The following is a 22,101-nucleotide window of genomic DNA, read 5'->3' as shown; positions in this document are numbered from 1 at the left end:
GGCGTGTTTCACGTGAAACACGCCGTTTTTGTTTTTTGGTGAGATGTGACCCCGGCACGCAACGGCTAGCGGCCGGGGGATAAGTGCAAGGTAAACAATCGGAAGCTCTGTGCAGCGCGGACGACGATCCGGAGCATCGTTCGCCGATGGCTGTCGCCTGTTCCGCACACTGGGGATGTTGTGCCGGATCACAGGGGATAAGTGTCGGGCGAACTGTCTGAAATTCTGTGAGGGAGAGGGTGGGTGCGGTCGCACAGGGTGTTCCGTCCAGGTTGCCGTGCGGGGCACAGGCATCGAACGGGTGTGTGTTCCGCGTGAAATTCCCCGGCAAGAGAATTTTTTGCACAGGCACGACGATGTGCTGCCGGCGGGCCGGAAGCGTTGCCGGAGTGGGCTCTGCGCCACGGATTCTTCGGCCGAGCACAGAAAAATCGCCGAAATGCACAGACCCTACCATTCGGACGGCCTTCGGGTGAAAAGCGAACCCGCTATAATTCGGCCCATACATTTCTCAGATAGGTTCGTGCGCCGTCCTGCGTACGGAATCCACCATGCTTTTTCCCACAGAATTTGACGTCATCGTTGTCGGTGGCGGTCATGCCGGCACGGAAGCCGCGCTGGCGTCCGCCCGCATGGGCGCAAAGACATTACTGCTGACCCACAACATCGAAACGCTTGGGCAGATGAGCTGCAATCCGTCGATCGGCGGCATTGGCAAGGGCCATCTGGTCAAGGAAGTCGATGCGCTGGGTGGCGCAATGGCAGCCGCGACCGACGAGAGCGGTATTCAGTTCCGGATCCTCAATTCGTCGAAGGGGCCGGCCGTGCGCGCGACGCGTGCGCAGGCCGATCGCATCCTGTACAAGGCCGCGATTCGCCACCGGCTCGAGAATCAGCCGAACCTGTGGCTGTTCCAGCAGGCTGTCGACGACCTGATGGTCGAAGGCGACCGGGTGGTGGGCGCCGTCACGCAGATCGGCATCCGCTTCCGTGCGCGTGCGGTCGTGCTGACCGCCGGTACGTTCCTCGACGGCAAGATTCACGTCGGCCTGAACAACTATACGGGTGGCCGCGCGGGCGATCCGGCGGCCGTGTCGCTGTCGTCGCGCCTGAAGGAGCTGAAGCTGCCGCAGGGCCGCCTGAAGACCGGTACGCCGCCGCGTATCGATGGTCGCTCGATCGACTTCTCGCAGCTGGATGAACAGCCGGGCGATCTCGATCCGATCCCCGTCTTCTCGTTCCTGGGCCGTGCGGAGCAGCATCCGCAGCAACTGCCGTGCTGGGTCACGCATACGAACGAGCGCACGCACGACATCATTCGTGGCGGCCTCGACCGTTCGCCTATGTATACAGGCGTGATCGAAGGCGTCGGGCCGCGCTATTGCCCGTCGATCGAGGACAAGATTCACCGGTTCGCTTCGAAGGAATCGCACCAGATCTTCCTGGAACCGGAAGGGCTGACGACCAACGAGTTCTACCCGAACGGGATCTCGACGAGCCTGCCGTTCGACGTCCAGCTCGAGCTCGTGCACTCGATGCGCGGTCTCGAGAACGCGCATATCCTGCGCCCCGGCTACGCGATCGAGTACGACTACTTCGACCCGCGTGCGCTGAAGGCGTCGCTCGAAACGAAGGCGATCAACGGGCTGTTCTTTGCGGGCCAGATCAACGGGACGACGGGCTATGAAGAAGCGGCCGCGCAGGGTCTGCTGGCCGGTCTCAACGCTGGCCGCTACGTGCAGGAGAAGGACGCATGGTGCCCGCGCCGTGACCAGGCCTACCTTGGCGTGCTGGTCGACGATCTCGTGACGCGCGGTGTGGCCGAGCCGTACCGGATGTTCACGAGCCGCGCCGAGTATCGCCTCAGCCTGCGTGAAGACAATGCCGACATGCGCTTGACCGAGATCGGCCGCGAACTGGGGCTCGTCGACGACGCACGCTGGGACGCATTCAGCCGGAAGCGCGACGCTGTTTCACGTGAAACCGAACGCCTGAAGTCGACGTGGGTCACGCCGAAGACGTTGCCGCCGGAAGAGGCGACCGCGCTCCTCGGCAAGGCGATCGACCACGAATACAGCCTCGCCGAACTGCTGCGCCGTCCGGGTATCAGCTACGACGGTGTGTGCGGACTGAAGGGTGGCGAGTGCGGCCCCGCCGAGCCGCTGGCCGACGATCCGGTGCTGCTCGAGCAGATCAAGGAGCAGGTCGAGATCGGCATCAAGTATCAGGGCTACATCGAGCGGCAGGCATCGGAAATCGAACGCAACGATGCGAACGAGAACACGCGCCTGCCCGACGGTATCGATTACCGCGAAGTCCGCGGCCTGTCGTTCGAGGTGAGCCAGAAGCTCAACGAGTTCCGACCGGAAACGATCGGGCAGGCGTCGCGCATCTCGGGTGTCACGCCGGCGGCAATCTCGCTGCTGATGGTGCACCTGAAGCGTCGCGGCCTGGGCCGCCGTAATGGCACGGCCGAAGCGGCAGCGGAGCAGGGGGACGGCGCCGTCCCGACGCGACAATGACGGCGCGTCGCGCGCCGGCGGTTAATCGGGACGTACTGGAACAGATGCTCGTCGAAGGCACGACGGCGCTCGACCTCACGCTGACGGATGCACAACGCAACCAGCTGCTCGACTATGTCGCGCTGCTCGGCAAGTGGAACGCGGTCTACAACCTGACCGCGATCCGCGACCCGAAGCAGATGCTGATCCAGCACATCCTCGATTCGCTTTCCATCGTTCCGCATCTGCGTGGCCGTGCATCGGCCCGCGTGCTCGACGTCGGCTCGGGCGGCGGATTGCCCGGTATCGTGCTGGCGATCGTCGAGCCGGATTGGCAGATCACGCTGAACGATATCGTGCAGAAGAAGTCTGCATTCCAGACCCAGATGCGTGCGGAGCTGAAGCTCGCGAACCTGTCGGTGGTCACGGGGCGGGTCGAATCGCTGCAGCCGGGTGTCGAAGTGCCGGAAAAATTCGACATGATCGTATCCCGCGCTTTCGCGGATCTGTCCGACTTCGTTAAACTTGCTCGACACCTGGTTGCGCCGGGCGGATCGATCTGGGCAATGAAGGGCGTTCATCCGGACGACGAGATTGCTCGGTTGCCGGAAGGCAGCCGCGTGAAGCAGACGATACGGCTGGCGGTGCCGTTGCTCGATGCCGAACGGCATCTGATCGAAGTGGCCGTCGACGAAGCGAATTGAAGGGCCGGCGCGCGATGGCGCGCCGTTTGTTTGAAGGTAAAGGGAACACACCAACGATGGCAAAGATCTTCTGCGTTGCGAACCAGAAGGGGGGCGTCGGCAAGACGACGACATCGGTCAATCTCGCCGCAAGCCTTGCAGCGCAGGAGCAACGAGTCCTGCTGATCGATCTCGACCCTCAGGGTAACGCGACGATGGGCAGCGGGATCGACAAGGCTGCTTGCGAAGCGACCGTGTACGAGGTGCTGGTCGACGGCGTGTCGGTGACCGACGCGCGCATCCGGCCGGAAGGCGTCACCTACGACGTGCTGCCCGCGAACCGCGAGCTGTCCGGTGCCGAGATCGAACTGATCAGCATCGACAACCGCGAGCGCCGGCTGAAGGCCGCGCTCGAGCAAGTGGCCGACGATTACGATTTCGTGCTGATCGATTGCCCGCCGACGCTGTCGCTGCTGACGCTGAACGGCTTGTGCGCGGCACATGGCGTCGTGATCCCCATGCAGTGCGAATACTTTGCACTGGAGGGGTTGTCGGACCTCGTCAACACGATCAAGCAGGTTCACGCGAACATGAACCGCGACCTGAAGATCATCGGCTTGCTGCGTGTGATGTTCGATCCGCGCATCACGCTGCAGCAGCAAGTCTCCGATCAACTGAAAGCGCACTTCGGCGACAAGGTGTTCGACGCGGTGATTCCGCGCAACGTGCGCCTGGCGGAAGCGCCGAGTTACGGGCTGCCGGGCGTCGTGTTCGACCGCAGCTCGCGCGGTGCGCAAGCGTATCTCCAGTTCGGTGCCGAGATGATCGACCGCGTTCGCGCGTTCGAGGTGTCGTGATCCGGACATGAGCGAAGCGAGGAAGAAAGACATGAACGCGGTACCAAAGAAGAAGGGCTTGGGACGTGGCCTCGAAGCGCTGCTCGGCGGCAGTGCCGATATCACCGAAGCGGTGAAGATCGAAGGGGCACCGAACACGCTCGCGCTCGGCAAGCTGCAGGCCGGCAAGTACCAGCCGCGGACGCGGATGGACGAAGGCAGCCTGCAGGAGCTCGCGGCGAGCATTCGCGCGCAGGGCGTGATGCAGCCGATCCTGGTACGGCCCATTTCGTCAGACAAATACGAGATCATCGCGGGCGAGCGCCGTTTCCGCGCGGCACGCCTCGCGGGCCTCGATGAAGTGCCGGTGCTCGTGAAGGATGTGTCCGACCAGGCCGCCGCGGCGATGGCGCTGATCGAGAACATCCAGCGCGAGGATCTGAACCCGCTCGAAGAGGCGCACGGTATCCAGCGCCTGCTCGACGAGTTCGGTTTCACGCACGAACAGGCGGCCGAATCGGTCGGCCGTTCGCGCAGCGCGGTGTCGAACCTGCTGCGCCTGCTGAACCTGGCTTCGCCGGTGCAGACGATGCTGCTGGCCGGTGATCTCGACATGGGGCACGCACGCGCGCTGCTCGCCGTCGATGCGGCCACGCAGATCACGCTCGCCCATCAGGTCGTCAACAAGCGCATGTCGGTGCGGGAGACCGAGAAGCTCGTCACGCACACGACGAAGGAAGCGCCGGCCGTGAAGGCGCGCGCGAAGGACGACGGCGGGCGCGATACGCGCCGTCTCGAGGAGGAGTTGTCCGACCTGCTCGCGTCGACGGTGAAGATCAAGCTCGGCCGCCGCGGACGAGGGCAGGTCACGATCGACTTCGGCAACCTCGACGCGCTCGAGGGCATTCTCGTGCGGCTGCGCGGCAACGTCGCGACCGAAGAGTAACGCGGTGCCGATGGAGAAGACGGGCGCGCCGACGCCGCGCCGGTGGCTGGGATGGCTTGCGCAGGAGCCGGTGCTGTCGGTGCTCGTACTTGGCCTGATCGTGCTGCAATGGGTGCGTCCGCAACCATTTTCCGTGTTGGCCGGTCGCGTCGACTGGCAGACGGTCGCGACGCTGGCGGGCCTGCTGATGCTGACCAAGGCGCTCGAATTGTCCGGCTGCCTGATGTGGCTCGCACACCGCATCGTGCATCACGTGCATTCCGAACGCGGGCTCGCGTTGTTGCTCGTGGGGTTCGCCGCGTTGTTGTCGATGTGGCTCACCAACGACGTCGCGCTGTTCGTCGTCGTGCCGTTGATGGTCTCGTTGCGTGCGCTGACGCCACTGCCGTTCCGGCGGCTCGTGATCGTCGTCGCGCTGGCGGTCAACGCGGGGTCCGTCGCGACGCCGCTCGGCAATCCCCAGAATCTATTCCTGTGGCAATTGAGCGGTGCGTCGTTCGGCCGCTTCGTGGTCACGCTCGGGCCGCTCGCGATCGCGCTGATGGCGCTGCTGCTCGTGCTGACCGCATGCGCGTTTCGCGCGAAGCCGCTCGACTTGTCCGGCGATGTTACAGCGCTGCCCGTGCAACGCATGCACGCGCTGATCGCGGCGGTGCTGTTCGCCGCGTTCGTGCTGCTCGCCGATGCGCATCATCCGCTGCCCGGTCTCGTCGGTGTCGCCATCGTGCTGCTCGCCGTCAAACGCGACGCAGTCCTGAAGATCGACTGGCTGCTGCTGCTGATCTTCGTACTGATGTTCGTCGTGCTGCGTAGCGCGGCTGCGCTGCCCGTCGTGCACGACACGATTGCGAATGCGCAACTCGATTCGCCGCTGCGCGTCTACGCGGCCGGCGCGCTGTTGTCACAGGTCATCAGCAATGTACCGGCCGCGATCCTGCTGTCGGAGTTCACGCACGACTGGCGTGCGCTCGCGTTCGGCGTATCGGTCGGCGGCTTCGGTTTCGCGATCGGCTCGCTTGCGAACCTGATCGCGGTGCGTCTCGCGAAGGAGCCGCGCATGTGGCTGCCGTTCCATCTGGTCTCGATTCCGTTCGCACTCGCCAGCGCGGCGGTCGGCGCGTGGCTGCTCGTTCACGGTTGAGTGACGCGGCTGCGTGTGGCACAGCCGTGCGATTCGGGTGGCGGGGCAGGTGCACAGTATTCGCGCTGGTTGCGGGGCTGTTGATAAGTCCGGCAATTCACAGTCGATCGCCTGTGGTGGCATGACAACTGATTGGATGATTCGACGCGTCGGCGTCGGCCCCGATTTCGGGCATCCGGTGCCGCCGGATGGTCACAGGTTTTTCGTGCTCGGCGCTTCGTGCTTGGCGTGAGCCCGGGGCCGCGTCACGGCGTGGATTCCGGGTGGCGTTCGAGCCGTCCCGCCGGCATCCGCATCGGGCCTCGTTTCCTTGTCATTTCCTCGTCGCCGGATTTTTTCGAGCAAGAAATACCGGCGCAAAAAAGCGACCTTACAACTGTCATCGTACGTCGTCGAATCGCGTGTTTTTTCACATGATGAGGCGTCGTTTTACGCAGGTTTTTGTCGCGTCTAAAGCCTTGAATCACTTGCAACTATCGCTTACAATCGCCCGGATTTGTTAGCTAGGCACCCCTGAAAGCTTTCAGAAAGCTTGGGGCCGGGTTCAAGGATTTTGCGGAAGATTGCGATGGCGGGTCAGGCGCCGGACGACAGGCACGATGATCAGCGCACGCAACGCACCGCTTCGGCGGCCGGCGAGCGGCGCGAATCCGACGATGACTGGGACGCCGAGCAGCAAGATAACAACATCGTTCCGCTCACGCGGGCAGAAGCCGAAAAGCTGTTCGGCCCGAACGTGAGCAAGCCCTCGCGCGTGACCCCCTATAAGGTGGTATTCGCGCAAGTGGTTCTGTCCCTGGTTGCAACGCTGGCGTGGTGGCTGTTTTCGAAGTCGCCGGGCGCCGCTGCGCAATCCGCGTTTCTGGGCGGAGCGATCGGCTGGGTGCCAAGTGCGGTATTCGTGGCACGACTGAAGGCAGGTGGTTCGGCCACCGTGATGAGCTGGGTGATGGGCGAAGCCCTGAAGCTCGCTCTGACGATCGGGATGTTCACTGCAGTGGCGTTCGGCTGGGCCGGCGTGCACTGGGTGCCGTTCCTCGTCACGTACCTCGTCGTGCTGAAGACGTACTGGATCGCACTGGCCTGGCGGTAAGGAACAAGCAGCGTGCGGTTTCGACAACGAACCGCGCCGGCCCGTTCCCGCAATAGCGTGTTGCGGAACTGGCAAAACGATTTTCGACAATTTGGGTGGCATTAACGATATGGCAGCTAGCGAAGGCACGCGCGGTCCGGATCCGTCCGAGTACATTGCGCACCACTTGCAGAATTTCTCCACCTCGCATCAGACGTCGATTTTCGACATCCACGTCTGGAATCTCGACACGCTGTTCTGGTCGATCGTTTGCGGCATCGTGACGATCGTCCTGCTGCGTCTGGCTGCCCGCAAGGCGACGTCGGGCGTGCCGGGCCGTTTCCAGTGCGCGATCGAGATGCTCGTCGAGATGGTCGAAGACCAATCGAAGGCCATCGTTCACGGCAATCGTACCTTCATCGCTCCGCTCGCGCTCACGGTGTTCGTGTGGGTCGCGCTGATGAACTCCCTCGACTTCCTCCCGGTCGACCTGCCGGGCCGCGTGATCGGCCTGCTCGGTCTGTCGGACGTGATTTCCCACCATCGCATCGTCCCGACGGCCGACCTGAACGGCACGCTCGGCATCGCGCTCGGCGTGTTCGTCCTGATGATCTACTACAGCATCAAGATCAAGGGCGCGGGCGGCTTTGTGCATGAGCTGCTGTCGGCACCGTTCGGCGCCCACCCGCTGCTGTGGATCCCTAACCTCGCGCTCAACATCGTCGAATATCTCGCCAAGACCGTCTCCCTCGGTATGCGGCTGTTCGGCAACATGTACGCGGGTGAGCTGTTGTTCCTGTTGATCGCCCTGCTCGGCAGCATGTGGAGCTTCGGTGGCGACGCAACGTTCCTCGGCTTCGTTGGCCACGTGATCGCGGGCAGCGTCTGGGCAATCTTCCACATCCTGATTGTTCTGTTGCAGGCATTCATTTTCATGATGCTGACGCTGGTGTATCTCGGCCAGGCGCACGACAAGCACTAAGCGCGGCGTGCAAAAAAGAGTTTCCGTTTTAGTTTTTTAAATCTCAGTTCCAAGTCTTTTCACAAAGGAGTGATCATGCAAGCTTACATCGCCAACATCCAGGGTCTGACCGCCATCGGTATCGGCATCATCATCGGCCTGGGTGCAATCGGCGCCTGTATCGGTATCGCGCTGATGGGTGGTAAGTACATCGAAGCCTGCGCACGTCAGCCGGAACTCATCAACCCGCTGCAAACGAAGATGTTCCTGCTGGCTGGTCTGATCGACGCGGCATTCCTGATCGGCGTGGGTGTTGCAATGCTGTTCGCGTTCGCGAACCCGCTCCTGTCGAAGCTCGTCGCAGGCTAAGGTTCCTCGGAAATATGCGTCCGGCGTGAGCCGGCGCAGGGCGGAACGGAGACTTGGGGCGCTGATCGAATGCAACTCGATGAGCGCCTTACCGTTTCATTTTTCCGGAATAGCAGATAAGGAAACACCGTGAATCTCAACGCAACTCTGTTTGCGCAAATGGTCGTGTTCCTGGTCCTCGCGTGGTTCACGATGAAGTTCGTGTGGCCGCCGTTGATCAACGCCCTCGACGAACGTTCGAAGAAGATCGCCGACGGCCTCGCCGCCGCCGAGAAGGGCAAGGCAGAACTCGACGCAGCGCACAAGCGCGTGGACCAGGAACTCGCGCAGGCCCGCAATGACGGCCAGCAGCGCATCGCCGACGCTGAAAAGCGTGCCCAGGCGGTCGCCGAGGAAATCAAGGCCAACGCCCAGGCTGAAGCCGCCCGCATCGTCGCCCAGGCGAAGGCGGAAGCAGAACAGCAAATCGTGAAGGCGCGCGAAGCGCTGCGTGGCGAAGTCGCTACGCTGGCCGTGAAGGGCGCCGAGCAGATCCTGAAGCGCGAAGTCGATCAAACGGCCCACGCCCAACTGCTGAATCAACTGAAAGCCGAGCTCTGATCATGGCCGAACTTGCAACCATCGCCCGCCCTTACGCAGAAGCGCTGTTCCGCGTGGCCGAGGGCGGTGACATCGCCGCCTGGTCCACGCTCGTGCAAGAGCTGGCCCAGGTTGCGCGTCTGCCGGAAGTGCTGTCGGTCGCGTCGAGCCCGAAGGTGACGCGCACGCAAGTAGCCGAGTTGCTGCTTGCTGCTGCGAAGTCGCCGCTCGCGGCCGGCGCCGAAGCGAAGAACTTCGTGCAGATGCTGGTCGACAATCATCGCATCGCGCTGCTGCCGGAAATTGCCGAGCAGTTCGAGGCGCTCAAGAACGAACGTGAAGGTGCCGCCGACGCCGAGATCGTGAGCGCGTTCCCGCTGAACGGCGCGGATCTCGACAGTCTCGTCTCGGGCCTCGAACGCAAGTTCAAGCGCAAGCTGAAACCGACGGTCGAAGTCGATTCGTCGCTGATCGGCGGCGTGCGCGTGACGGTCGGCGACGAAGTGCTCGACACCTCGGTTCGCGCGCGCCTCGCATCGATGCAGGCTGCCTTGACCGCCTGAGCGCCACGCCGGCACGCAACAGAATTGACTATCAGGAGCGAATAATGCAACTCAATCCCTCTGAGATCAGCGAGCTGATCAAGAGCCGGATCCAGGGCCTTGAAGCGAGCGCAGACGTTCGCAACCAGGGCACCGTGATCTCCGTGACCGACGGTATCGTGCGTATCCACGGCCTGTCGGACGTGATGCAGGGCGAAATGCTCGAGTTTCCGGGCAACACGTTCGGCCTCGCGCTGAACCTCGAGCGCGACTCGGTCGGCGCGGTGATTCTCGGCGAATACGAACACATCTCGGAAGGCGACATCGTCAAGACGACGGGCCGCATTCTCGAAGTCCCGGTTGGCCCGGAACTCGTCGGCCGCGTGGTCGATGCGCTCGGCAACCCGATCGACGGCAAGGGCCCGGTCAATGCGAAGCTGACCGATGCGATCGAAAAGATCGCCCCGGGCGTGATCTGGCGTAAGTCGGTGTCGCAGCCGGTGCAGACGGGCATCAAGTCGATCGACGCGATGGTGCCGATCGGCCGTGGCCAGCGTGAGCTGATCATCGGCGACCGTCAGTGCGGCAAGACCGCGGTGGCGCTCGACGCGATCATCAACCAGAAGGGCAAGGACCTGATCTGTATCTACGTCGCGATCGGCCAGAAGGCTTCGTCGATCATGAACGTGGTTCGCAAGCTCGAAGAAACGGGCGCGATGGAATACACGATCGTCGTCGCCGCTTCGGCTTCGGATTCGGCAGCGATGCAGTACCTCGCACCGTACGCCGGCTGCACGATGGGCGAATACTTCCGCGACCGCGGTCAAGACGCGCTGATCATCTATGACGACTTGACCAAGCAGGCCTGGGCATACCGTCAGATCTCGCTGCTGCTGCGCCGCCCGCCGGGCCGTGAAGCGTACCCGGGCGACGTGTTCTATCTGCACTCGCGTCTGCTCGAGCGTGCAGCTCGCGTGTCGGAAGAGTATGTCGAGAAGTTCACGAACGGCGAAGTGAAGGGCAAGAGCGGCTCGCTGACGGCACTGCCGGTCATCGAAACGCAAGCTGGCGACGTGACCGCATTCGTTCCGACGAACGTGATCTCGATTACCGACGGCCAGATCTTCCTGGAAACCGACCTGTTCAACGCAGGCATCCGCCCGGCAATCAACGCCGGCGTGTCGGTGTCGCGAGTCGGTGGCGCCGCTCAGACGAAGGTCGTGAAGAAGCTGTCGGGCGGTATCCGTACCGACCTCGCGCAGTACCGTGAACTGGCGGCATTCGCCCAGTTCGCATCGGACCTCGACGAAGCGACCCGCAAGCAGCTCGAGCGCGGCCGCCGCGTGACGGAACTGCTGAAGCAGCCGCAGTACCAGCCGCTGCAGGTCTGGGAACTGGCCGTGTCGCTGTACGCCGCGAACAACGGCTACCTCGACGACCTCGACGTCAAGCAAGTGCTGTCGTTCGAGAAGGGCCTGCGCGAATACCTGAAGACCAGCCACGCTGACCTCATCAAGCGCATCGAAGACACCAAGGATCTCTCGAAGGACGACGAAGGCGCACTGCGCTCGGCGATCGAATCCTTCAAGAAGTCCGGTGCCTATTGATCCGCGAGTGACACACTGAGGCCGCGTGGGTGCTGATGCGCCCGCGCCGCTTCGGTCAAGGAGCAAGCTATGGCTGGAATGAAGGAAATTCGCGGGAAGATCAAGAGCGTGCAGAACACGCGCAAGATCACGAAGGCGATGGAGATGGTGGCCGCATCGAAGATGCGTCGCGCGCAGGAACGCATGCGCGCCGCTCGTCCGTATGCGGACAAGGTCCGTGCCATCGCCGCGCACATGAGCCGCGCGAACCCGGAGTACCGTCACCCGTTCATGGTGGCGAACGAAGGCGCGAACACGGCCGGCATCATTCTCGTCACGACGGACAAGGGTCTGTGCGGCGGTTTGAACACCAACGTGCTGCGTGCGACGGTTCAGAAGTTCAAGGAGCTGGAAGAGAAGGGCCAGAAGGTCGAAGCTACCGCGATCGGTAGCAAGGGCCTCGGGTTCCTGAACCGCTTCGGCGCGAAGGTGATGTCGCAGGTCGTGCACCTCGGCGACACCCCGCATCTGGACAAGCTGATCGGCGCCGTGAAGACGCAGCTCGATCTGTACTCGGAAGGCAAGCTGTCGGCGGTTTATATCGCTTACACGCGCTTCGTCAACACGATGAAGCAGGAAGCCGTGATCGAGCAGTTGCTGCCGCTGTCGTCGGAACACTTCGAAGCCGATGACGGTACGCCGGCCACGTCGTGGGACTACATCTACGAGCCGGACGCGCAGGCAGTCGTCGACGAACTGCTCGTGCGTTACGTCGAGGCGCTGGTGTACCAGGCCGTCGCGGAAAACATGGCGTCCGAGCAATCGGCGCGCATGGTCGCGATGAAGGCCGCGTCCGACAACGCGAAGACGGTGATCAGCGAACTGCAGCTCGTGTACAACAAGAGCCGCCAGGCCGCGATCACGAAAGAACTGTCGGAGATCGTCGGCGGCGCAGCCGCTGTTTAAGCGCGCGCCACGGACGACAACTGCGCCTTTGCGCGAGTAAAGAATCAGGTATTTAAAGGAAAAGCGATGAGTACTGCTGCTTTGGTAGAAGGCAAGATCGTACAGTGCATCGGCGCCGTTATCGACGTGGAATTCCCGCGCGACAGCATGCCGAAGATCTACGACGCGCTCATTCTCGATGGCTCGGAACTGACGCTCGAAGTCCAGCAGCAGCTGGGCGACGGCGTGGTCCGTACCATTTGTCTGGGTGCATCCGACGGCCTGCGCCGCGGCCTGACCGTGAAGAACACGGCAAAGCCGATCTCGGTGCCGGTCGGCAAGCCGACCCTCGGCCGAATCATGGACGTCCTCGGCCGTCCGATCGACGAAGCCGGCCCGATCGAAAGCGAAACGACGCGTTCGATCCACCAGAAGGCTCCGGCGTTCGACGAACTGTCGCCGTCGACCGAACTGCTCGAAACGGGTATCAAGGTTATCGACCTGATCTGCCCGTTCGCAAAGGGCGGCAAGGTTGGCCTGTTCGGCGGTGCTGGCGTGGGCAAGACCGTCAACATGATGGAGCTCATCAACAACATCGCGAAGGAGCACGGCGGTTACTCCGTGTTCGCGGGCGTGGGCGAGCGTACCCGTGAAGGGAACGACTTCTACCACGAAATGAAGGACTCGAACGTTCTCGACAAGGTCGCGCTGGTGTACGGCCAGATGAACGAGCCGCCGGGCAACCGTCTGCGCGTCGCGCTGACCGGCCTGACGATGGCCGAGCACTTCCGTGACGAAGGCCTCGACGTGCTGTTCTTCGTCGACAACATCTACCGTTTCACGCTGGCCGGTACCGAAGTGTCGGCACTGCTCGGCCGTATGCCGTCGGCAGTGGGCTATCAGCCGACGCTGGCTGAAGAAATGGGCAAGCTGCAAGAGCGCATCACGTCGACCAAGAAGGGCTCGATTACGTCGGTCCAGGCCGTGTACGTCCCTGCGGACGACTTGACCGACCCGTCGCCGGCTACGACCTTCGGCCACCTGGACGCAACCGTCGTTCTGTCGCGTGACATCGCTTCGCTGGGTATCTACCCGGCGGTCGACCCGCTCGACTCGACGTCGCGCCAGATCGACCCGAACGTGATCGGTGAAGAGCACTACTCGATCACCCGTCGCGTTCAGCAGACGCTGCAGCGCTACAAGGAACTGCGCGACATCATCGCGATTCTGGGCATGGACGAACTGTCGCCTGAAGACAAGCTGTCGGTCGCACGCGCGCGTAAGATCCAGCGTTTCCTGTCGCAGCCGTTCCACGTCGCTGAAGTGTTCACGGGCTCGCCGGGCAAGTACGTGCCGCTGAAGGAAACGATCCGTGGCTTCAAGATGATCGTCGACGGCGAGTGCGACCACCTGCCGGAACAGGCGTTCTACATGGTCGGCACGATCGACGAAGCCTTCGAAAAGGCCAAGAAGATCTCGTAAGGGTCAGGCGTAACGCAGCGGGCGCCGCTACGTCCGTGAGGGATACCTTGATGGTATCCGTTCGCGGACAGGCGCTCACGTAATACGCTCAACCCGCCGTGCATGGGATCGGAGCAGGCGCTGAAGCGCTCGTTCCGATCGACAGGAGTCGATATGGCAACCATCAAAGTAGACGTCGTCAGCGCGGAAGAGCAGATCTTCTCGGGCGAGGCGAAATTCGTCGCGCTGCCGGGCGAAACGGGTGAGCTGGGTATTCTGCCGGGTCACACGCCGCTGATCACGCGGATTCGTCCGGGTGCGGTGCGCATCGAAGTCGAGGGCGGCAACGACGAATTCGTGTTCGTCGCGGGCGGCATTCTCGAAGTGCAGCCGGGTGCCGTGACGGTGCTCGCCGACACCGCGATCCGCGGCAAGGACCTCGACGCGGCGAAAGCCGAGGAAGCACGCAAGCGTGCCGAGGAAACGCTGCAGAACGCGAAGTCGGATCTCGACCTTGCGAAGGCGCAATCCGAGCTCGCGACCGCGATGGCGCAGCTCGAAGCGATCCAGCGTCTGGCGAAGATCCGCAGCCGGCACTGAGCCGCGCCGCGTATCCCGCGAAAGAAAGCAGCCTTCGGGCTGCTTTTTTTTCGGCCGTCGGTTTCGTCTGTTTTTACGGGTCGGATCATACCGTCCGGTCGTGCTATTTCACCCGTCCGCAGTAATTCGATGTCAGAGTGTCGTCAGCCGCGCACGGCATCATCCCGGAGAGGCTATCCGTCGCGACGGCGGCGGAGCAGACACGCGTGAGCCGCATGTCGGGCCGGTCAGACAAAAACGGACGGAGACATTCATGGCAGCAGACCTTGGCGTGGGGGCGCTGATCGCGCCCGAAAACGGATTGTCGTACGTGCGCGGCACGACCGACGTGCCGCTCTCCGAAGCGACGATCGGCCGGTTCCTGCTCGACACGGCGGGCCGCTTTCCCGATCGGCCGGCCGTCGTGTTCCGCGAGCAGCAGGTGCGCTGGACCTGGCGCGAGTTCGCGAACGAGGTCGACGTGCTGGCGACCGGGCTGGCCTCGCTCGGCATCGTGAAGGGCGATCGCGTCGGCATCTGGTCGCCGAACCGCAGCGAATGGCTGCTCACGCAGTTCGCGACCGCGCGGATCGGCGCGGTGCTCGTCAACATCAATCCGGCCTACCGGCTCGCGGAGCTCGAATACGCGCTGAACAAGGTCGGCTGTAAAGCCGTGATCGCCGCCGAGCGCTTCAAGACGTCCGCGTACGTCGAGATGCTGCAGACCATCGCGCCGGAACTCGCGACCGCGACGCCGGGCGACCTGCATGCGGCGCGCGTGCCGAGCCTGCGCACGGTCGTGTCGATGGGCGACGTCGCGCCGGCCGGCATGTTCCGCTTCGCGGACGTGATGGCGCGCGGCCGCCAGGCCGTCGATCCCGCGCTGCTCGATGCGATCGGCGCGACGCTCGAGGCCCATGAGCCGATCAACATCCAGTTCACGAGCGGCACGACGGGCAGCCCGAAGGGCGCGACGCTCACGCATCGCAACGTCGTCAACAACGGCCGCTCGATCGCGACCGCGATGCGCTTCACCGAACAGGACACGCTGTGCATCCCGGTGCCGCTGTATCACTGCTTCGGGATGGTGCTCGCAGTGCTCGCGTGCGTGTCGAAGGGGGCGGCGATGGTGTTCCCGGGCGAAGCATTCGACCCGGTCGCGACGCTCGCGGCGGTGGCCGACGAGCGTTGCACCGCGCTGCACGGCGTGCCGACGATGTTCATCGCGGAGCTCGATCATCCGGCGTTCGCGCAATTCGACCTGTCGACGCTGCGCACCGGGATCATGGCCGGCTCGCCGTGCCCGATCGAGACGATGAAGCGCGTCGTGTCGCAGATGCACCTGTCCGAAATCACGATCGCGTACGGGATGACGGAGACGAGCCCCGTGTCGTTCCAGAGCTCGACCGACGACCCGCTCGAGAAGCGCACGACGACGGTCGGCCGCATCCAGCCGCACCTGGAAGTGAAGATCGTCGATCCGGGCGGCGATATCGTGCCGGTCGGCGCGACGGGCGAGCTGTGCACGAAGGGCTATTCGGTGATGCTCGGCTACTGGGACGACGACACGAAGACGCGCGAGGTGCTCGTGGACGGCTGGATGCATACGGGCGACCTCGCGACGCTCGATGCGGACGGTTACTGCAACATCGTCGGCCGGTTGAAGGACATGGTGATTCGCGGCGGCGAGAACGTCTATCCGCGCGAGATCGAGGAATTCCTGTTTCGGCATCCGAAGATTCAGAGCGCGCAGGTATTCGGCGTACCCGATGCGAAGTACGGCGAGGAGCTGTGCGCGTGGATCGTGCTGCGCGCGGACGAGCAGATGACAGAGGACGACGTGCGTGCGTTCTGCAACGGGCAGATCGCCCACTACAAGATCCCGCGCTACATCCGCTTCGTCGACGAGCTGCCGATGACGGTGACAGGCAAGGTGCAGAAGTTCGTGATGCGCGACCGGATGATCGAGGAGCTGAAGCTCGACGTGCAGAAGACCGCTTAGCGCGGCATGAAGAAGGGAAAATGAGCTGGAAAAACGCGGCGGCCTGCGGGCCGTTGCGTTTTCGATGGACGAAAAAAAGCGGGCTTATTAGCCCGCTAAAAACCACACGCTACGGGGTTAGCGCGAGGAGACCAAAGATGAAACCGAGTCCGGCGGGGGGCCGGAAACGACTCCAACAGGGATGCCCCTTGGAAGGGCTTCGGTACGTGACCGACTGGCTCGCAGCGCTTCGCGTCCGCTCACACTTGGCACACGAGACCGCATCCGTGTTGAAACCGTTGAGGCCATTGTGGGCGAATTAATGACCCCTCGCGGTAACAAAGTGTTTCAGGTTGTAACGCCCGCCAGATAAGGCTTTCCGGGATTTTTTGCTGTTTTTGAGGGCCCGAAAAAGGTCATTTTTACCCATATTTTCCGCAGCGTTTTCAGCGCGTGCGCACGATGCGTTTTTCATGCGTATCAGGCTCGACGAATTGCCGATTTACACGCGAGAAAATGCGCGGTTCGGCAGATGCCGCGCATGACGATTCATTCGTCAGAAAGATTTTGAAACGTGATTGGGCGGCGCGGAAGTCGACCGTTCGGCCAGTTCGCCGGCATCGGGCCGATTTTGCCGGCGCCGGCGAGCTGCGTCGAAGTGTAACGGCGGCGATTCGGCCGCCACCGTGCAGCGATTTTCGCGGGCGGTGGCCGCGGGGTCGGTGCCCGCTAAAGTCACTGCGGGCCGCCGCGTGCGAACCCGCTTACTTCAGCCATTTGTCCGAAATCGCCTGGTATTCGCCGGTCGACAGCGCGAGATGCAGCCACTGATCGACGTACTGCTGGAACGCGACGTCGCCGCGCGGCACCATGTACGCCTTCTCGCCGAACTGGAACGGCTTGTCCGGATGCACCGAGCACAGGCCCGGATTCAGCTTTTGCTGCAGCAGCGTTTCGGACGCATCCGTCACCATCACGTCCGCCTTGCCCGCGAGGATTTGCTTGAAGATCGTTACGTTGTCCGGATAGACCGTGAGGTTCGCGTGCGTGAAATACTGCTTCGCGAAACGCTCGTTGGTGCCGCCCGGGTTCACGATCACGCGCGTTTCCGGCCGGTCGATCTGCGCGACGGTCTGGTATTTGTCGGCGTCCGCGCAGCGCACGATCGGCGTCTTGCCGTCCACGACGTACGGCTGCGTGAAGAACACGCGCTTCTGGCGCTCGAGCGTCGTCGAGACGCCGCCCACCGCGATGTCGCATTTCGAGACGAAGTCGCCGGTCAGGTTCGGCCAGCTCGTCTTCACGTAGTCGGTCTTCACGCCGAGCGATTTCGCGAGCGATTCGGCCATGTCGATGTCGATGCCCTCGAAGCGGCCGTCCGCACGGTAGTACGAATACGGCTTGTAGTCGCCCGTCGTGCAGACGCGCAGCGTGCCGCGCGCGAGCACGTCGTCGAGCCGCGAGCCGGCGCCCGGTGCGGCGGCGGCGGCGCCTGCGGCGGTCTGCGCGTGCGCGGCGGCGCAGCAAAACAACGCGGCGGCAGCGAGCGTGGCGAATGGTTTCATCGGTCTCCTCCTTCGTTTCGTTCGATATGAGCGTCCGATCATAACGGAGCCATCGCGCGCGTCATATGGCCGCCATCGTGTCGGCATGCGCAGCCTTGCGGCGGCTGTCCGGTAAAATGCCGCTTTGCCTTCGCACCGTCGCTCCTACCGTGGCCCATACCCTGCTCAACGACACCTTCCTGCGTGCGCTTCTGCGCGAGCCGACCGACTACACGCCGATCTGGCTGATGCGCCAGGCCGGCCGCTACCTGCCCGAATACAACGCGACGCGCGCACGCGCCGGCAGCTTCCTCGGTCTCGCGAAGAATCCCGACTACGCGACCGAAGTGACGCTGCAGCCGCTCGAGCGCTTTCCGCTCGACGCCGCGATCCTGTTCTCGGACATCCTGACGATTCCGGACGCGATGGGCCTCGGCCTCGACTTCCAGGTCGGCGAAGGGCCGAAGTTCGCGCATCCGGTGCGTACCGAGGCCGACGTCGCCAGGCTCGCGGTGCCGGACATCGAGGAGACGCTCGGCTACGTGACGGGCGCGGTGCGCGAGATCCGCCGCGCGCTTACCGACGGCCAGGGCCGCCAGCGCGTGCCGCTGATCGGCTTTTCGGGCAGCCCGTGGACGCTCGCGTGCTACATGGTCGAAGGCGGCGGGTCGGACGATTTCCGCACGGTGAAGTCGATGGCGTATTCGCGCCCCGACCTGATGCACCGGATCCTCGACGTGAACGCGCAGGCCGTGGCGGCCTACCTGAACGCGCAGATCGAAGCGGGCGCGCAGGCCGTGATGATCTTCGATACATGGGGCGGCGCGCTGGCGGACGGCGCGTACCAGCGCTTCTCGCTGGACTACATCCGCCGCGTGGTGGCGCAGCTCAAGCGCGAGCATGACGGCGAGCGCGTGCCGGTCATCACGTTCACGAAGGGCGGCGGGCTGTGGCTCGAGGAGATCGCGGCGACCGGCGTCGACGCGGTCGGGCTCGACTGGACGGTCAACCTCGGCGCCGCGCGCGAGCGCGTCGCGGGGCGTGTCGCGCTGCAGGGCAACCTCGACCCGACGATCCTGTTTGCGCCGCCCGCCGCGGTGCGCGAGCAGGCGCGCGCGGTGCTCGACAGCTACGGCAACCATCCGGGCCACGTATTCAACCTCGGGCACGGTATTTCGCAATTCACGTCGCCCGATCACGTCGCTGAACTCGTCGACGAGGTGCATAACCACAGCCGCGCGATCCGTAGCGGAGCCGCCGGCTGAACGCAAGCGCTGTCATGCTGCACTGCGGGGTGACAGCGTTTCGTTTTCGGCGCTAAACAGGGCGCAACCCCGCACCGGTTGCCGATTCAGTGCTTGTCAAGACTTGACTTATACACATTTTCCTCGTTGCAGCGCGGTAGAGCCCTGTGTCGGTCAAATTGCCTCGCTATGGTTCGGTAATTTGAATAGCAGCCTTATGGAATAAGGCTCCGCGGGGGACCGCCACAAACGGCGAAAATCAGCGGAAAGCGCGGCCCCGCGTGCGTTGCGGCCCGTGAGCGGCGAGTTCTCAACAAAGTTATCCACAGGCTGGGCAGGGTATACGGCGATTCCTAATGCGAATCCAAAACTTAGCGCCGAATCTGACGTTTTACTTTAAGTCCGCCGCCACGATGCGGGCGCGGATGCCGGCCGCCCGTCTCGATGCGGTGCATGCCGTCGCCGGAGCGCCGCGATGAGCGGCACCTACCTGCGCGTCGCGCTCGACCATCCGCTCGCCACCCTGTTCGACTATCGCTGCGACGCGCAACCGGCGCCCGTGCCGGGCACGCTTGTGCAGGTGCCGTTCGGCAAGCGGCAGGCGGTCGGGCTCGTCTGCGAAGTGACGACTCACACCGACGTGCCGCCGTCCCGGCTGCGTGCGGTCGACGCGATCTGCACCGACCTGCCGCCGTTGTCGCCGGACTGGCTCGCGCTCGTGTCGTTCGCTGCCGATTACTACCAGCGCGGGCGCGGCGAGGTCGCGCTGCCGGCGCTGCCGCAGGCGCTGCGCGATGCGGGGCGCTGGGGGCGGCTGCTCGCGCCCGAGGTGCGCTACCGGCCGACGGAGGCCGGCCGCGCGGCGCTGCCCGATGCGTTGCCCGCACGCGGGGCCGCGCTGCGGCGGCTCGCGCAGGCGCTGGTCGACACCGGCTCGCTCGCGCTCCCCGATGCACGCGCGCTGCACCCGAAGGCGGCCGCGACGCTCGACGACTGGGCGGCGCGCGGCTGGGTCGACGTCGAGGAGATCGGCTGGGCCGATGCGCCTGTGCCCAAAGCTGTGGATAACCTGTTGGCAGCCGGTGGACGAACTGTGCCGCCGGCGCTCACGGATCAGCAGGCCGAGGCGCTCGACGCGATCCGCGCCGCGCAGGGCTTTGCGCCGTTCCTGCTGCACGGCGTGACGGGCAGCGGCAAGACCGAGGTCTATCTGCACGCGCTCGCGTCGCTGCTCGACGCCCGGCCGGACGCGCAGGCGCTCGTGCTCGTCCCCGAAATCAACCTGACGCCGCAGTTCGAGGCCGCGTTTCGCGCGCGCTTCGCGGGTGCGCTCGCCGACGACGCGATCGTCACGCTGCACAGCGGGCTCGCCGAGGGCGAGCGGGCGCGCAACTGGCTCGCCGCGCATACGGGGCGTGCGCGGATCGTGCTCGGCACACGCCTCGCGGTGCTCGCGTCGATGCCGGCGCTCGCGCTGATCGTCGTCGACGAGGAGCACGAGCCCGCGTACAAGCAGCAGGAAGGGCTGCGCTATTCGGCACGCGATCTCGCCGTGTGGCGCGCGAAGCAGCTCGGCATCACGGTCGTGCTCGGCTCGGCCACGCCGTCGCTCGAAAGCTGGTGGCAGGCGGAGCAGGGCCGCTACACGCGACTCACGCTGTCGCGCCGCGCGGTGGCCGACGCGACGCTGCCGACCGTGCGGCTGATCGACCTCGAAGAGGAGCGGCGGCGCGGCCGCGCGTCGATGGGCGGGCTGTCGGGGCCGCTCGTCGCGGCGCTGAAGGCGCGGCTCGAACGCGGCGAGCAGAGCCTCGTGTTCCTGAACCGGCGCGGCTACGCGCCGCAGCTCGCGTGCGACGCATGCGGCTGGGTCGCAGGCTGCCCGCGCTGCAGCGCGTACGTCGTGCTGCACAAGCCCGAGCATGCGCTGCGCTGCCATCACTGCGGCTGGGAAGCCCGCATTCCGCGATCGTGCCCCGAGTGCGGGAACGTCGACATCGCGCCGCTCGGGCGCGGCACGCAACGCATCGAGGAGGCGCTCGCCGAGGCCGTGCCGGGCGCGCGCGTGCTGCGGATCGACGCGGACAGCACGCGCCGCAAGGGCAGTGCGCAGGCGCTCTTTTCCGATGTGCACGCGGGCGAGGTCGATATCCTCGTCGGCACGCAGATGATCGCGAAGGGGCACGACTTCCAGCGCGTGTCGCTCGTCGGTGTGCTCAATGCCGACACGGCGTTGTTCTCGCATGACTTCCGCGCGAGCGAACGGCTGTTCGCGCAACTGATGCAGGTGAGCGGCCGCGCGGGGCGCGCGGGGCTGCCGGGCGAGGTGCTCGTGCAGACGCGCTACCCGCGTCACGCGCTGTATCACGCGCTCGGGCGGCAGGACTATGTCGGCTTCGCGAATTCGACGCTCGGCGAGCGCCGCGACGCGCACCTGCCGCCGTTCGTCTATCAGGCGCTGCTGCGCGCCGAGGGGCGCACGCTCGACGCGGCGCTCGCGTTCCTGCTGCAAGCCGCGGCCGCGTTGCCTGGGCTGCCGGGCGCCGATCGCGTGACCGTGTACGACGCGGTGCCGATGACGATCGTCAAGGTCGCGAACGTCCACCGCGCGCAGTTGCTGCTCGAAAGCGCGTCGCGGGCGGCGCTGCAGCATGCGCTGCGCGCATGGCAGCCGGAGTTGCGCGCGCTGAAGGGCGTGCTGCGGTGGAGTGTCGAGGTCGATCCGCTGGATATCTGAGCGGCGCGCCATGCGGCCGTCGTGCCGCACACCGCACACCGCACACCGCACACCACGTGCCGCTGCGTCGACGCCCGGGCCGTCGGGCAGCCCCGAACCGTCTCTTGCGGCACGGCCACCCCCGGCCACCTCATCCGCCGCCACCCCAGTGCAACCCGTTTTCGTCCACCGCCACGCGCGGGGAAGGTTGCGCACGCACGCCAAACCGGCCTGCTCAGGGAAAACACCGATCCCCCGACCACGGGCAACTCCTAGGTTGCAACCGCATAAGTGGTTGATTATATTGACTAACCAAAGGGTGCAACCCATCTTGCAATTTGGTTGCACCTTTTTATTGCGTGCCGTAGGATTTCGCGCATCCTCTCACACCACATTGCCGGGCTCGCACCGGCGC

Annotated in this window: 18 protein-coding genes; 17 read left to right on the top strand and 1 reads right to left on the bottom strand. The window is 64.4% G+C overall.

All coding sequences use genetic code 11. The features are described 5' to 3' along the window. The first annotated feature begins 551 nt into the window (after positions 1 to 551). From mnmG to ACTJLD_RS23510, 15 genes are all read left to right on the top strand, one after another. Positions 552 to 2,522 (top strand): tRNA uridine-5-carboxymethylaminomethyl(34) synthesis enzyme MnmG, encoded by a 1,971-nt coding sequence (mnmG, locus tag ACTJLD_RS23580; RefSeq protein WP_226157720.1) that lies wholly within the window; start codon positions 552 to 554, stop codon positions 2,520 to 2,522. Beyond that, positions 2,519 to 3,205 carry a 16S rRNA (guanine(527)-N(7))-methyltransferase RsmG gene (gene rsmG, locus ACTJLD_RS23575; protein WP_048023976.1) on the top strand — a complete coding sequence of 229 codons (687 nt, stop codon included), beginning with the start codon at positions 2,519 to 2,521 and terminating at the stop codon, positions 3,203 to 3,205. Before mnmG ends, rsmG begins: the two co-directional genes overlap by 4 nt. A 56-nt stretch (positions 3,206 to 3,261) precedes the next feature. Beyond that, on the top strand, positions 3,262 to 4,041 hold the full coding sequence (locus tag ACTJLD_RS23570; protein WP_440659770.1) for a ParA family protein: 780 nt from the start codon (positions 3,262 to 3,264) through the stop codon (positions 4,039 to 4,041). A 31-nt stretch (positions 4,042 to 4,072) separates the two neighbouring features. Then, the gene (locus ACTJLD_RS23565) at positions 4,073 to 4,966 is read left to right on the top strand and encodes a ParB/RepB/Spo0J family partition protein (protein ID WP_027788713.1); all 894 of its coding nucleotides are present in this window, start codon (positions 4,073 to 4,075) and stop codon (positions 4,964 to 4,966) included. A 10-nt stretch (positions 4,967 to 4,976) separates the two neighbouring features. Beyond that, a complete protein-coding gene (locus ACTJLD_RS23560; RefSeq protein WP_440659769.1) occupies positions 4,977 to 6,107 on the top strand; it encodes an SLC13 family permease in 1,131 nt (376 codons plus the stop codon). Between the two features lie 568 nt (positions 6,108 to 6,675). Beyond that, on the top strand, positions 6,676 to 7,200 hold the full coding sequence (locus ACTJLD_RS23555; protein ID WP_021160441.1) for an ATP synthase subunit I: 525 nt from the start codon (positions 6,676 to 6,678) through the stop codon (positions 7,198 to 7,200). 109 nt (positions 7,201 to 7,309) lie between these two features. Continuing rightward, positions 7,310 to 8,161 carry a F0F1 ATP synthase subunit A gene (gene atpB, locus ACTJLD_RS23550; RefSeq protein WP_012492242.1) on the top strand — a complete coding sequence of 284 codons (852 nt, stop codon included), beginning with the start codon at positions 7,310 to 7,312 and terminating at the stop codon, positions 8,159 to 8,161. Positions 8,162 to 8,236: 75 nt separating this feature from the next. Further along, positions 8,237 to 8,509, top strand: a complete 273-nt coding sequence (gene atpE / locus ACTJLD_RS23545) for a F0F1 ATP synthase subunit C (protein WP_021160442.1) — start codon at positions 8,237 to 8,239, stop codon at positions 8,507 to 8,509. A 129-nt stretch (positions 8,510 to 8,638) separates the two neighbouring features. After that, positions 8,639 to 9,109 carry a F0F1 ATP synthase subunit B gene (locus ACTJLD_RS23540; protein ID WP_021160443.1) on the top strand — a complete coding sequence of 157 codons (471 nt, stop codon included), beginning with the start codon at positions 8,639 to 8,641 and terminating at the stop codon, positions 9,107 to 9,109. Between the two features lie 2 nt (positions 9,110 to 9,111). Then, entirely contained in the window at positions 9,112 to 9,651 is a 540-nt protein-coding gene (locus tag ACTJLD_RS23535) for a F0F1 ATP synthase subunit delta (protein ID WP_006482713.1), read from the top strand. Between the two features lie 44 nt (positions 9,652 to 9,695). Next, complete coding sequence (gene atpA, locus ACTJLD_RS23530; RefSeq protein WP_031397081.1) at positions 9,696 to 11,237, top strand: F0F1 ATP synthase subunit alpha; 1,542 nt, start codon at positions 9,696 to 9,698, stop codon at positions 11,235 to 11,237. Between the two features lie 69 nt (positions 11,238 to 11,306). Beyond that, positions 11,307 to 12,182: a F0F1 ATP synthase subunit gamma gene (gene atpG, locus ACTJLD_RS23525; RefSeq protein WP_021160445.1), complete on the top strand. Its 876-nt coding sequence runs from the start codon at positions 11,307 to 11,309 to the stop codon at positions 12,180 to 12,182. 66 nt (positions 12,183 to 12,248) lie between these two features. Beyond that, positions 12,249 to 13,643 carry a F0F1 ATP synthase subunit beta gene (atpD, locus tag ACTJLD_RS23520; protein WP_011350527.1) on the top strand — a complete coding sequence of 465 codons (1,395 nt, stop codon included), beginning with the start codon at positions 12,249 to 12,251 and terminating at the stop codon, positions 13,641 to 13,643. Positions 13,644 to 13,796: 153 nt separating this feature from the next. After that, positions 13,797 to 14,222: a F0F1 ATP synthase subunit epsilon gene (locus ACTJLD_RS23515; RefSeq protein ID WP_006477288.1), complete on the top strand. Its 426-nt coding sequence runs from the start codon at positions 13,797 to 13,799 to the stop codon at positions 14,220 to 14,222. Positions 14,223 to 14,475: 253 nt separating this feature from the next. Then, on the top strand, positions 14,476 to 16,203 hold the full coding sequence (locus ACTJLD_RS23510; protein ID WP_124533400.1) for an AMP-binding protein: 1,728 nt from the start codon (positions 14,476 to 14,478) through the stop codon (positions 16,201 to 16,203). Between the two features lie 743 nt (positions 16,204 to 16,946). Here the strand turns inward: ACTJLD_RS23510 and ACTJLD_RS23505 are convergent. Further along, positions 16,947 to 17,747, bottom strand: a complete 801-nt coding sequence (locus ACTJLD_RS23505) for a transporter substrate-binding domain-containing protein (RefSeq protein ID WP_440659768.1) — start codon at positions 17,745 to 17,747, stop codon at positions 16,947 to 16,949. 149 nt (positions 17,748 to 17,896) lie between these two features. Between ACTJLD_RS23505 and hemE the strand changes: the two genes are divergently transcribed. Together hemE and ACTJLD_RS23495 are read left to right on the top strand one after the other, a co-directional pair. Then, positions 17,897 to 18,991, top strand: coding sequence for a uroporphyrinogen decarboxylase (gene hemE / locus ACTJLD_RS23500; protein WP_034195829.1), 1,095 nt, complete (start codon positions 17,897 to 17,899; stop codon positions 18,989 to 18,991). A gap of 454 nt (positions 18,992 to 19,445) precedes the next feature. After that, on the top strand, positions 19,446 to 21,707 hold the full coding sequence (locus tag ACTJLD_RS23495; protein ID WP_027788705.1) for a primosomal protein N': 2,262 nt from the start codon (positions 19,446 to 19,448) through the stop codon (positions 21,705 to 21,707). The last annotated feature ends 394 nt before the right edge of the window (positions 21,708 to 22,101 follow it).

The organism is Burkholderia sp. 22088 (assembly GCF_052045915.1).
GTDB lineage: Bacteria > Pseudomonadota > Gammaproteobacteria > Burkholderiales > Burkholderiaceae > Burkholderia > Burkholderia cepacia.
Note: the sequence above shows the minus strand (reverse complement) of the source record. Positions and strands in the feature narration are given on the sequence as shown.

Excerpts from the sequence above, each read along its gene's own strand:
- mnmG (WP_226157720.1), top strand. The coding sequence starts at position 552 with ATGCTTTTTCCCACAGAATTTGACGTCATCGTTGTCGGTGGCGGTCAT.
- rsmG (WP_048023976.1), top strand. The coding sequence starts at position 2,519 with ATGACGGCGCGTCGCGCGCCGGCGGTTAATCGGGACGTACTGGAACAG.
- ACTJLD_RS23570 (WP_440659770.1), top strand. The coding sequence starts at position 3,262 with ATGGCAAAGATCTTCTGCGTTGCGAACCAGAAGGGGGGCGTCGGCAAG.
- ACTJLD_RS23565 (WP_027788713.1), top strand. The coding sequence starts at position 4,073 with ATGAACGCGGTACCAAAGAAGAAGGGCTTGGGACGTGGCCTCGAAGCG.
- ACTJLD_RS23560 (WP_440659769.1), top strand. The coding sequence starts at position 4,977 with ATGGAGAAGACGGGCGCGCCGACGCCGCGCCGGTGGCTGGGATGGCTT.
- ACTJLD_RS23555 (WP_021160441.1), top strand. The coding sequence starts at position 6,676 with ATGGCGGGTCAGGCGCCGGACGACAGGCACGATGATCAGCGCACGCAA.
- atpB (WP_012492242.1), top strand. The coding sequence starts at position 7,310 with ATGGCAGCTAGCGAAGGCACGCGCGGTCCGGATCCGTCCGAGTACATT.
- atpE (WP_021160442.1), top strand. The coding sequence starts at position 8,237 with ATGCAAGCTTACATCGCCAACATCCAGGGTCTGACCGCCATCGGTATC.
- ACTJLD_RS23535 (WP_006482713.1), top strand. The coding sequence starts at position 9,112 with ATGGCCGAACTTGCAACCATCGCCCGCCCTTACGCAGAAGCGCTGTTC.
- atpA (WP_031397081.1), top strand. The coding sequence starts at position 9,696 with ATGCAACTCAATCCCTCTGAGATCAGCGAGCTGATCAAGAGCCGGATC.
- atpG (WP_021160445.1), top strand. The coding sequence starts at position 11,307 with ATGGCTGGAATGAAGGAAATTCGCGGGAAGATCAAGAGCGTGCAGAAC.
- atpD (WP_011350527.1), top strand. The coding sequence starts at position 12,249 with ATGAGTACTGCTGCTTTGGTAGAAGGCAAGATCGTACAGTGCATCGGC.
- ACTJLD_RS23515 (WP_006477288.1), top strand. The coding sequence starts at position 13,797 with ATGGCAACCATCAAAGTAGACGTCGTCAGCGCGGAAGAGCAGATCTTC.
- ACTJLD_RS23510 (WP_124533400.1), top strand. The coding sequence starts at position 14,476 with ATGGCAGCAGACCTTGGCGTGGGGGCGCTGATCGCGCCCGAAAACGGA.
- ACTJLD_RS23505 (WP_440659768.1), bottom strand. The coding sequence starts at position 17,747 with ATGAAACCATTCGCCACGCTCGCTGCCGCCGCGTTGTTTTGCTGCGCC.
- ACTJLD_RS23495 (WP_027788705.1), top strand. The coding sequence starts at position 19,446 with ATGAGCGGCACCTACCTGCGCGTCGCGCTCGACCATCCGCTCGCCACC.